The following is a 10647-nucleotide window of genomic DNA, read 5'->3' as shown; positions in this document are numbered from 1 at the left end:
CCGGTGCGCTGCGGCAGGCCGGCATCGACCATCGACACGCAATGCAGCGCCGGCCCGGTGTCGGTGTCGATGAAGGTCCACAGCCCGGCGCGCGAGCAACCCACCCAGCGCGTCAGCAGCTTGGCCACCGCTTCCAGGTAGCCGCGGGCGTCGATCTCGCCGTCGGTGAGTTGCAGCGACAAGGTGTGCAGCAGCGTGCGGTCGATCAGCATGGGGTGTCTTTCTTGCGCGCCGCGCGGTCCAGCGCGCGGCCGAAGTCGCACCAGGGCCGCACCTGGCAGGCTTCGCACAGCGGCCTGCCGGCTTGGCAAACATAGCGCCCGTGCAGGATGAGCCAGTGGTGCGCATCGGGGAGGTAGGCCGGCGGCACCCGGGCCAGCAGCTTCAGCTCGACCGCCAGCGGCGTCTTGCCGGGCGCCAGGCCGGTGCGGTTACTGACGCGGAAGATGTGCGTGTCCACCGCCATCGTCGGCTCGCCGAACACCACGTTCAGCACCACGTTGGCGGTCTTGCGGCCCACGCCGGGCAGGGCTTCCAGCGCCTCGCGGCTGCGCGGCACCTGGCCGCCGTGCTGCTCCACCAGGATGCGGCAGGTCTCCAGCAGGTTCTTGGCCTTGGTGCGGAACAGGCCGATGGTGCGGATGTGCTCGGTCACCTGTTCCAGCCCCAGGTCCAGCATCTTCTGGGGCGTGTTGGCGCGCGGAAACAGCCGCCGGGTGGCCTTGTTCACACCCGCGTCGGTGGCCTGGGCCGACAGCAGCACCGCGGCCAGCAGCTCGAAGGGGTTGGTGTATTCCAGCTCCGTCTCGGGCTGCGGATTGGCGGCCTTGAGCGTCGCGAAGAAGGGTTCGATGTCGGCGGTTTTCATGGCGTGCCCGGGCCCTGGCGTTGACGGTCGCGGGCACGGGCCAGCGCCGCCTCGATCACCGCGCGCTTGCGGTCCAGCGCGGCAGGGTCGGTGAGCTGGCTGGCCGCCGGCAGGTCGGCCAGCTTGGCCTGGGCCTTGGCGGCCAGCCGGGCTTCGTTCTCACGTGCGGCGCGGGCGGTGCGCAGCTGGTGGAAGGCATAGCGCTCGCGTGCTTCGTCGGCCTGCGCCGCGCTCCAGGCGGCCCAGCCGGTGCGTTCGCCGCTGACGTTGACCAGGCTGATGCAGTCCACCGGGCAGGCCGGCACGCACAGCTCGCAGCCGGTGCATTGTTCGGCCACCACGGTGTGCATCTGCTTGGGTGCGCCCACGATGCAGTCCACCGGGCAGGCGGTGATGCACAGCGTGCAGCCGATGCACCAGGCTTCGTCTATCACCGCCTGCAGCAGCGGCCCTTCGGTACCGCAGCCGGCATCCAGCGGCAGCGCCGGCTGGCCGGTGAGGGCGGCCAGGCGGGCCACGCCGGCCTGTCCGCCCGGCGGGCAGCGGTTGATGGCGGCTTGGCCACCGGCGATGGCTTCGGCATAACGCCGGCAGTCGGGGTAGCCGCAGCGGGTGCACTGGGTCTGCGGCAGCAGGGCGTCGATGGCTTCGACGCTGGCCCCGGCCTGTTGGGCCGGGGCGGGGGAAGGGACGGTGGGGAACGGCAGGCTCACCGCCGGATTATCGGCCGGCGCCGGGCGGCTTCAGGCCGCGCGCCGCGTGCGCGCCGGGGCCTTGCGGGCCGGCCGTGCAGGCCCGTCCGAAGGCGTGTTGTCCAGCGCCAGCTGTGCCTGGGCCGGCGCCGCCGAGAAGCGGCGGATGAAGTCGCGCACCTCGGGGTAGGCCTTCTCGCGCCAGCGGCGGCCCGAGAAGATGCCGTAGTGGCCGGCGCCGATCACGTCGTAATGGAACTGGCGCGACTTGTCGATGCCGGTGCACAGGTCGTGCGCGGCGCGGGTCTGGCCGGCGCCGGAGATGTCGTCCAGCTCGCCTTCGATGGTCAGCAGCGCCGGTCCGGTGATGTCCTGCGGCCGCACCAGCTGGCCCTTGACGTGCCAGGTGCCGTTGACCAGCGCGAAGTCCTGGAACACGGTCTTGATGGTGTCCAGGTAGTACTCGGCAGGCAGGTCCAGCACCGCGTTGTATTCGTCGTAGAAGCTGCGGTGCGTCTCGGCGCTTTCATCGTCGCCACGCACCAGATCCAGGAAGAAGTCGTAGTGCGAGCTGAGGTGGCGGTCCGGGTTCATCGCCACGAAGCCGGTGTGCTGCAGGAAGCCCGGGTACACCAGCCGGCCGGCGCCGGGGTAGTTCACCGGCACGCGGTGGATCACGTTGTTCTCGAACCACTCGAAGCTCTTGTTCATCGCCAGGTTGTTCACCGCGGTGGGCGAACGGCGGGCGTCGATGGGGCCGCCCATCATCGTCATCGTGCGCGGCACGGTGCGGCCCAGCGTGGACTGCAGGGCCACCGCGGCCAGCACCGGCACCGTGGGCTGGCAGACGGAGATCACGTTGACCTCGGGGCCGATCAGCTCGATGAACTCCTGCACGTAGGCCACGTAGTCGTCGAGGTGGAAGGGGCCCACGTCGGCCGGCACCATGCGCGCGTCGGTCCAGTCGGTGATGTAGACCTTGTGGTCCTGCAGCAGGCTGCGCACGGTGTCGCGCAGCAGCGTGGCATGGTGGCCCGACAGCGGCGCCACCACCAGCACGGTGGGCTGCTGCTTCATGGCGTCGAGCACCGGGCCGTTGTCGGTGAAGCGCTTGAAGCGCAGCAGCCGGCAGAAGGGCTTGGTGGCCGCCACCTGTTCCTGGATGGCCACTTCGGTGCCGCCCACGTTCACCGTGGTGATGTTGAAGGGCGGCTTCTCGTATTCCTTGGACAGCCGGTGCAGCAGCTCGAAACCGGCCGAGATGCGGTGCGCCAGCGGCGTGTGGGTGAAGGGCGACAGCGGATGGTCGTACAGCTTGGACGTGGCACTGGCGAATTCGGAGAACGGCGCCAGCAGCGCACGTTGCGATTCATAAAGCTGGTAGAGCATCGGATGCACCTCGGGAAAGGGCCTTGATTGTCACCGACCTGCGGCAAGCCGCGGGCCCAAGAAAAAGGCCCGGCAAGCCGGGCCTTTCTGAACGAGGCGGGTTGCCGTCAGGCCACTGCCGCCATCGCCGCCGCCACCGCGTCGATGTTGTGGCTGTTGAGCGCGGCCACGCAGATGCGGCCCGAATCGACGCCGTACACGCCGAACTCGTTGCGCAGGCGCACCATCTGGTCCTTGTTCAGGCCCGAGTAGCTGAACATGCCTTGCTGGCGGGTGATGTAGCTCAGGTCGCCCTGGAAGCCGGCGGCGGTGAGCTTGTCGACCAGCGCGGTGCGCATCAGCTTGATGCGGGCGCGCATGCCGGCCAGTTCTTCTTCCCACATGCGGCGCAGCTCGGGCGTGGTGAGCACCGTGGCCACCACCTGGGCGCCGTGGGTGGGCGGGTTGCTGTAGTTGGTGCGGATCACGATCTTGAGCTGGCTCAGCACGCGGGCGGCTTCTTCGGCGCTGCTGCACACCACCGACAGCGCGCCCACGCGCTCGCCATAGAGCGAGAAGCTCTTGGAGAACGAGGTGGACACGAAGAAGTCGATGCCGGCGGCCAGGAACTGCTGCACCACGGCGCCGTCTTCGGCGATGCCCTGGCCGAAGCCCTGGTAGGCCATGTCCAGGAAAGGCACCAGACCGCGCGCCTTCACCACATCGATCACCTGCTGCCATTGCGCGGGCGTGATGTCGTAGCCGGTGGGGTTGTGGCAGCAGGCATGCAGCACGACGATGGTGCCGGCAGCGGCCTGGCCCAGTGCAGCCAGCATGGCGTCGAAGGCCACGCCGCGGCGCTCGGCGTCGTAGTACGGGTAGGTGTCGACCGCAAAGCCGGCGTTGGTGAACAGCGCACGGTGGTTTTCCCAGCTGGGGTCGCTGATCAACACCTGGGCGGCGGGGTTCAGGCGCTTCAAGAAGTCGGCGCCGATCTTCAGGCCGCCGGTGCCGCCCACGGCCTGCACCGTGGCCACGCGGCCGCCCTTGACCACCTCGCTGTCGGCACCGAACACCAGGCCTTGCACGGCCTTGTCATAGGCGGCGATGCCGTCGATGGGCAGGTAGCCGCGGGCCTTGGGGGCTTCGACCATCTGCTTTTCGGCCTGGGCGACGCAGGCCAGCAGCGGCAGCTTGCCGTTGTCGTCGTAGTACACGCCTACGCCCAGGTTGACCTTCTTCGGGTTGGGGTCGGCGTTGAACTGTTCCGACAGACCCAGGATCGGATCCCGGGGGGCCATTTCTACTTGGGCGAAGAGCGACATTGTGTTTTCCTGAAAAGGCCCGATGTGTACGGGCTGCGCCTGGCGTGAGCGGCTGCTGTACCCTGCAGGGTTGGCCGTTCGGCGTGTAACGGCGATCGGCATTTTAGGAGATGGCCCATGACCGCAGTGGCGGAAACCGAAGCCTCCACCCCGCCGGCGGGTGAGTTCGTCAGTTATCCGGGTTCCCCGTTCCAGCTTTTCCAGCCTTATCCACCGGCCGGCGACCAGCCCACGGCCATCGAACAGCTGATCGAAGGCGTGAACGACGGCCTGACCTACCAGACGCTGCTGGGCGTGACCGGCTCGGGCAAGACCTTCACCATGGCCAACGTGATCGCGCGGCTGGGCCGTCCGGCGATCGTGTTCGCGCCCAACAAGACGCTGGCCGCGCAGCTGTACTCGGAGTTCCGCGAGTTCTTCCCGAAGAATGCGGTGGAGTACTTCGTCAGCTACTACGACTACTACCAGCCCGAGGCCTATGTGCCCCAGCGCGACCTGTTCATCGAGAAGGACTCGTCGATCAACGAGCACATCGAGCAGATGCGGCTGTCGGCCACCAAGAGCGTGCTGGAGCGGCGCGACGTGGTGATCGTGGCCAGCGTGAGCGCCATCTACGGCATCGGCAAGCCCGAGGACTACACGCAGATGCGCTTCATCGTGCGGGTGGGCGACAAGATCGGCCAGCGCGACGCCATCGCGCAGCTGATCCGCATGCAGTACAAGCGCAACGAGACCGACTTTTCGCGCGGCAGCTTCCGTGTGCGCGGCGACCGCATCGACGTGTTCCCGGCCGAGCACTCCGAGCTGGCCATCCGGCTGGAGCTGTTCGACGACGAGATCGAGTCGCTGTCGCTGTTCGACCCGCTGACCGGGCAGATCCGCCAGAAGATCCCGCGCTTCGTCATCTACCCCAGCAGCCACTACGTGACGCCGCGCGAAAGCGTGCTGCGCGCCATCGAGGGCATCAAGGAAGAGCTGCGCTGGCGGCTCGACGACCTGGTCAAGAACGGCAAGCTGGTGGAAGCGCAGCGGCTGGAGCAGCGCACCCGCTTCGACCTGGAGATGCTGCAGGAGGTGGGCCACTGCAAGGGCATCGAGAACTACACCCGCCACCTCTCGGGCGCCGCGCCGGGCGACCCGCCGCCCACGCTGGTGGACTACATGCCCAAGGACGCGGTGATGTTCTTCGACGAGTCGCATGTGCTGATGGGCCAGCTGGGCGCCATGTACAACGGCGACCGCGCGCGCAAGACCACGCTGGTGGAGTACGGCTTCCGCCTGCCCAGCGCGATGGACAACCGGCCGCTGAAGTTCGAGGAATTTGAGCGCAAGGTGCGGCAGGCGGTGTTCGTCACCGCCACGCCGGCCAACTACGAAAAGGAACACGCCGGCCAGGTGGTGGAACAGGTGGTGCGGCCCACCGGCCTGGTCGACCCCATCGTGGAGGTGCGCCCCGCGCAGCAGCAGGTGGACGACGTGCTGCAGGAAATCCGCGACCGCGTGATCATCGGCGAGCGGGTGCTGATCACCACGCTGACCAAGCGCATGGCCGAGCAGCTGACCGACTACCTGAGCGACAACGGCGTGAAGGTGCGTTACATGCACTCGGACATCGACACAGTGGAGCGGGTGGAGATCCTGCGCGACCTGCGGCTGGGCACCTTCGACGTGCTGGTGGGCATCAACCTGCTGCGAGAGGGCCTGGACATTCCCGAGGTGTCGCTGGTGGCCATCCTGGACGCCGACAAGGAAGGTTTTCTGCGTGCCGAGCGCAGCCTGATCCAGACCATCGGCCGCGCGGCGCGCAACCTCAATGGCCGCGCCATCCTGTACGCCGACAAGATCACCGAATCGATGCGCAGGGCCATCGACGAGACCGAGCGCCGCCGGGCCAAGCAGATCGCGCACAACGAGGCCATGGGCATCGTGCCGCGCGCGCTGAACAAGAAGGTGCGCGAGCTGATCGACGGCGTGGTGAGCGACAAGACCGCCAAGGACGACCTGAAGAACGCACAGGTGGCCGCCGAGGTGGAAGCGATGAGCGAGAAGGACCTGGGCAAGCGCATCAAGTTGCTCGAAAAGCAGATGCTGGAACATGCCCGCAACCTCGAGTTCGAGAAGGCGGCGCGGGTGCGCGACCAGCTGGCGGTGCTGCGCGAGCAGGCCTTTGGCGCGGCGGGCCACGACAGCAACGTGGTGCCTTTGGTGGGCCGGGCATGAAGGCGCTGATGAAGTCGCTGCTGGGCCGCGACAGCCGCGACGATGCGGCGGTGCGCTACCGGGTGTTGATGGTCTGTTTGGGCAACATCTGCCGCTCACCCACCGCCGAAGGCGTGCTGCGCGCCAAGCTGGAGGCCGCCGGCCTGGCCGAGGCGGTGCAGGTGGATTCGGCCGGCACCAGCGGCTACCACATCGGTGAAAAGCCCGACGCACGCGCCACCCGGCATGCCCAGCAGCGCGGTTACGACCTGTCGGCGCTGCGGGCGCGGCAGGTGAGTGCCGACGACTTCCGGCGCTTCGACCTGATCCTGGCGATGGACGACGAGAACCTGCGCGAGCTGCGCCGGGCGCGGCCCGACGACGCCACGGCCGAGCTGTGCCTGCTGCTGGACCATGCCACCGATCCGCAGCGCCCCCGCGGCAGCGGCCGCGTGCCCGACCCTTACTACGGCCCGGCCGGCGGTTTCGACCATGTGCTCGACCTCATCGAGCATGCCTGCGACGGGCTGGTCGCGCACATCCGCCAACAGCTGCAGACGATGCCGCCACGGGCATGACGCGTGCCCCTGGGAACTTCGGCGAGCAATCTCGACCGAAAGACTCAACTTCAGTTATACTTGAGTAACCCACTCGGAATCAGGCGGGGGTTAACCCGGTTGTCATGGCTTTGACAGCGGGTTGGCCCGCCCTCCGGCATTCCGAAGCTAAAGGAGCCCTCCATGCGTCTCACCACCAAAGGCCGTTTTGCCGTCACCGCGATGATCGACCTGGCCTTGCGGTCGAACAACGGCCCGGTGGCGCTGGCCGCCATCAGCCAGCGGCAGCAGATTTCGCTGTCGTACCTGGAACAGCTGTTCGGCAAGCTGCGTCGGCATGAGCTGGTCGAAAGCACCCGCGGCCCCGGCGGCGGCTATTCGCTGGGCCGCAAGTCTGACGAGATCACCGTGGCCGACATCATCGTGGCCGTGGACGAGCCCATCGACGCCACCGGCTGCGCCGGCAAGGAAAACTGCATGGGCGACGACTCGGGCCGCTGCATGACGCACGACCTGTGGGCCAGCCTGAACACCAAGATGATCGAGTTTCTCGACTCCATCACCCTGAAGAAGCTGGTCGAAGACCAGATCGCCAAGGGCGTGTCGATCGAAGAAGCGCCGGTCAAGCGCGCGATCTCGTCGGTGCCGGTGGTCAAGCCCATCAAGGTCACCGCGCCCAACTCGGTGTTCGCCCTCGGCTCCGTGTTTTCCAAGTAATCCTTTCAACGATCCACAGCGGCAGGCTCACCGCGCAAGCGGTGGCCGCCCAGCCCCTCGCCATGGACATGACCCCGCATTTCCCGATCTACATGGACTACGGCGCCACCACGCCGTGCGACCCCCGCGTCGTCGACGCGATGGTGCCCTGGCTGCGTGAGCACTTCGGCAACCCGGCGTCGCGCAGCCATGCCTGGGGCTGGGAAGCGGAAGAAGCCGTCGAGAAGGCCCGCCAGCAGGTGGCCGACCTGGTGGGCGCCGACCCGCGCGAGATCGTCTGGACTTCCGGCGCCACCGAGTCGATCAACCTCGCCCTCAAGGGCGCGGCCCACTTCTACAAGACCCGCGGCAAGCACATCGTCACCATCAAGACCGAGCACAAGGCGGTGCTCGACACGGTGCGTGAGCTGGAGCGCCAGGGCTTTGACGCCACCTACCTGGATGTGGAGCCGGACGGCCTGATCGACCTGGACAAGCTCAAGGCCGCGCTGCGGCCCGACACCATCCTGGTCTCGGTCATGTTCGTGAACAACGAGATCGGCGTGATCCAGGACATCCCGGCCATCGGCAAGCTCTGCCGTGAGAAGGGCATCATCTTCCACGTCGATGCGGCGCAGGCCACCGGCAAGGTCGCGATCAACCTGGCCGAGCTGCCCATCGACCTGATGAGCCTGGCCTCGCACAAGACCTACGGCCCCAAGGGCGTGGGCGCGCTGTACGTGCGCCGCAAGCCGCGCGTGCGCATCGAGGCGCAGATGCACGGTGGCGGCCATGAGCGCGGCATGCGCTCGGGCACGCTGCCCACGCACCAGATCGTCGGCATGGGCGAGGCCTACCGCATCGCCCGCGAAGAGATGGGCGCCGAGAACGAGCGCATCCGCATGCTGCAGCAGCGGCTGATCAATGGCCTGAAGGACATCGAGCAGACCTTCCTGAACGGCCACGCCGAGCAGCGCGTGCCGCACAACGTCAACATCTCGTTCAACTTCGTCGAAGGCGAGTCGCTGATCATGGGCGTCAAGGGCCTGGCCGTGAGCTCCGGCTCGGCCTGCACCTCGGCCAGCCTGGAACCCAGCTACGTGCTGCGCGCCCTGGGCCGCAGCGACGAACTGGCCCACTCCAGCCTGCGCATGACGATCGGCCGCTTCACCACGCAGGAAGAGATCGACTACGCCGTCACCACGCTGAAGGACCGTGTGGCCAAGCTGCGCGAGCTGTCCCCGCTGTGGGAGATGTTCAAGGACGGGGTGGACCTGAGCACCATCCAGTGGTCCGCACACTGAGCAAGAGGAGAACAACATGGCATACAGCGACAAGGTCATCGACCACTACGAGAACCCCCGCAACGTCGGCGGTTTCGACAAGGGTGACGACACCGTGGGCACCGGCATGGTCGGCGCCCCGGCCTGCGGCGACGTGATGAAGCTGCAGATCAAGGTCAACCCCGCCACCGGCCTGATCGAGGACGCCAAGTTCAAGACCTACGGCTGCGGTTCGGCCATCGCTTCCAGCTCGCTGGTCACCGAATGGGTGAAGGGCAAGTCGCTGGACGAGGCGCTGACCATCAAGAACACCCAGATCGCGCAGGAACTGGCGCTGCCGCCGGTGAAGATCCACTGCTCGATCCTGGCCGAAGACGCGATCAAGGCCGCCGTCGAGGACTACCGCAAGAAGGCGCAGTAAGGGCTCGCGATGGCTGTCACGCTGACCGAAGCCGCCGCGCGGCACGTCACCAAGTACCTGAGCCGCCGCGGCAAGGGCGTGGGCGTGCGCCTCGGCGTCAAGACCACCGGCTGCTCGGGCCTAGCCTACAAGCTGGAATACGCCGACGAGCTGGCGCCTGAGGACATCGTGTTCGAGGGCCATGGCGTCAAGGTGCTGATCGACCCCAAGAGCCTGCCCTACCTGGACGGCACCGAACTGGACTTCGTGCGCGAAGGCCTGAACGAAGGCTTCAAGTTCCACAACCCGCGCGAGAAGGATCGCTGCGGTTGTGGCGAGTCGTTCCGCGTCTGACGCTCGATCCGCCGACCGCGCGGCTGTTGACCCGGCCGCGCTTTTTTTTGCCCGCAGTCCTTGCTTGTTGCCAGCGCCGTGACCGACATCGCCATCCGCCCGACCCACCCCGACCACCCGCAGGTGGTGGCCCTGCTGGCCGCGCTGGACGACTACCTGGCCAGCCTTTATGCGCCCGAGGACAACCACATCCTGGACGTGCAGGCGCTGCTGGCGCCCGAGGTGCACTTCCTGGCGGCCTGGCAGGGCGAGACCATCGTCGGCTGCGGCGCGGTGCGGCGCATGCCGGCCGAGCCCGAGACGGATGGCCAGCCCTATGGCGAGATCAAGCGCATGTACGTGGACCCGGCGCTGCGCGGCCAGCGCCTGGCCGAACGCCTGCTGCAGGCGCTGGAAGCGCAGCTGGTGGGTCAGGGCATCGGCCGCGCGCTGCTGGAAACCGGCAGCGACCAGCATGCGGCGGTGCGCCTGTATGAGCGCTGCGGTTATGCCCAGCGCGGCCCCTTCGGCGGCTACCCCGACAACGGCCTGAGCGTGTTCTATGAAAAGCAGGTGAGCGCATGAACCTGGCAGACGACGACTTCACCCTGTTCGGCCTGCCGCAGCGCTATGCGCTGGACCGCGCCGACCTCGACCAGCGCTGGCGCGAGCTGCAGGCCAAGGTGCACCCCGACCGCTTTGCGGCCGAAGGCGGCGCCGCCCAGCGTGTGGCCATGCAATGGTCGGTGCGGGTGAACGAGGCCTACGGCCGGCTCAAGAACCCGCTGCAGCGCGCCGCCTACCTGTGCGAACTGCGCGGCGCACCGATCAACGCCGAGAACAACACCGCGATGCCGGCCGCCTTTTTGATGCAGCAGATGGAATGGCGCGAGGCGCTGGACGACGCTGGCGACGTGCCGGCGGTG

The 10647-nt window shown here is 67.6% G+C and carries 13 protein-coding genes; 8 read left to right on the top strand and 5 right to left on the bottom strand.

From position 1 onward, the window contains the following. The 5 genes from ABNT58_RS02500 to ABNT58_RS02480 all read right to left on the bottom strand — a co-directional run. The coding region (locus ABNT58_RS02500) for a hypothetical protein (protein WP_348751933.1) at positions 1 to 212 on the bottom strand (212 nt) is incomplete at its 3' end. Next, the gene (nth, locus tag ABNT58_RS02495; protein WP_348751932.1) at positions 206 to 868 is read right to left on the bottom strand and encodes an endonuclease III; all 663 of its coding nucleotides are present in this window, start codon (positions 866 to 868) and stop codon (positions 206 to 208) included. The genes nth and ABNT58_RS02500, both read right to left, overlap by 7 nt. Next, a complete protein-coding gene (rsxB, locus tag ABNT58_RS02490) occupies positions 865 to 1575 on the bottom strand; it encodes an electron transport complex subunit RsxB (protein WP_348751934.1) in 711 nt (236 codons plus the stop codon). The genes nth and rsxB overlap by 4 nt, the downstream gene beginning before the upstream one ends. A 36-nt stretch (positions 1576 to 1611) precedes the next feature. Further along, positions 1612 to 2949 carry a polyhydroxyalkanoate depolymerase gene (gene phaZ / locus ABNT58_RS02485; RefSeq protein WP_348751931.1) on the bottom strand — a complete coding sequence of 446 codons (1338 nt, stop codon included), beginning with the start codon at positions 2947 to 2949 and terminating at the stop codon, positions 1612 to 1614. Between the two features lie 107 nt (positions 2950 to 3056). Then, positions 3057 to 4253 carry an amino acid aminotransferase gene (locus ABNT58_RS02480; RefSeq protein ID WP_348751930.1) on the bottom strand — a complete coding sequence of 399 codons (1197 nt, stop codon included), beginning with the start codon at positions 4251 to 4253 and terminating at the stop codon, positions 3057 to 3059. A 117-nt stretch (positions 4254 to 4370) separates the two neighbouring features. Between ABNT58_RS02480 and uvrB the strand changes: the two genes are divergently transcribed. The 8 genes from uvrB to hscB form a co-directional block, all read left to right on the top strand. Next, positions 4371 to 6473: an excinuclease ABC subunit UvrB gene (uvrB, locus tag ABNT58_RS02475; protein WP_348751929.1), complete on the top strand. Its 2103-nt coding sequence runs from the start codon at positions 4371 to 4373 to the stop codon at positions 6471 to 6473. Between the two features lie 8 nt (positions 6474 to 6481). Further along, positions 6482 to 7030: a low molecular weight protein-tyrosine-phosphatase gene (locus ABNT58_RS02470; protein WP_348751928.1), complete on the top strand. Its 549-nt coding sequence runs from the start codon at positions 6482 to 6484 to the stop codon at positions 7028 to 7030. Between the two features lie 162 nt (positions 7031 to 7192). Next, positions 7193 to 7726, top strand: coding sequence for a Fe-S cluster assembly transcriptional regulator IscR (gene iscR, locus ABNT58_RS02465; protein ID WP_348751927.1), 534 nt, complete (start codon positions 7193 to 7195; stop codon positions 7724 to 7726). Between the two features lie 62 nt (positions 7727 to 7788). Beyond that, the gene (locus ABNT58_RS02460; protein ID WP_348751926.1) at positions 7789 to 9009 is read left to right on the top strand and encodes an IscS subfamily cysteine desulfurase; all 1221 of its coding nucleotides are present in this window, start codon (positions 7789 to 7791) and stop codon (positions 9007 to 9009) included. Between the two features lie 16 nt (positions 9010 to 9025). Next, entirely contained in the window at positions 9026 to 9409 is a 384-nt protein-coding gene (gene iscU / locus ABNT58_RS02455; RefSeq protein ID WP_250199934.1) for a Fe-S cluster assembly scaffold IscU, read from the top strand. Between the two features lie 9 nt (positions 9410 to 9418). Next, positions 9419 to 9742: an iron-sulfur cluster assembly protein IscA gene (gene iscA / locus ABNT58_RS02450; RefSeq protein WP_250199935.1), complete on the top strand. Its 324-nt coding sequence runs from the start codon at positions 9419 to 9421 to the stop codon at positions 9740 to 9742. Between the two features lie 78 nt (positions 9743 to 9820). Next, the gene (locus ABNT58_RS02445; RefSeq protein WP_348751925.1) at positions 9821 to 10306 is read left to right on the top strand and encodes a GNAT family N-acetyltransferase; all 486 of its coding nucleotides are present in this window, start codon (positions 9821 to 9823) and stop codon (positions 10304 to 10306) included. Further along, the coding region (gene hscB, locus ABNT58_RS02440; RefSeq protein WP_348751924.1) for a Fe-S protein assembly co-chaperone HscB at positions 10303 to 10647 on the top strand (345 nt) is incomplete at its 3' end. The genes ABNT58_RS02445 and hscB, both read left to right, overlap by 4 nt.

The organism is uncultured Aquincola sp. (assembly GCF_964001545.1).
Taxonomy (GTDB): Bacteria; Pseudomonadota; Gammaproteobacteria; order Burkholderiales; family Burkholderiaceae_C; genus Aquincola.
The sequence above is the reverse complement of the archived record's forward strand: the minus strand, read 5'-3'. Positions and strand labels throughout refer to the sequence as shown.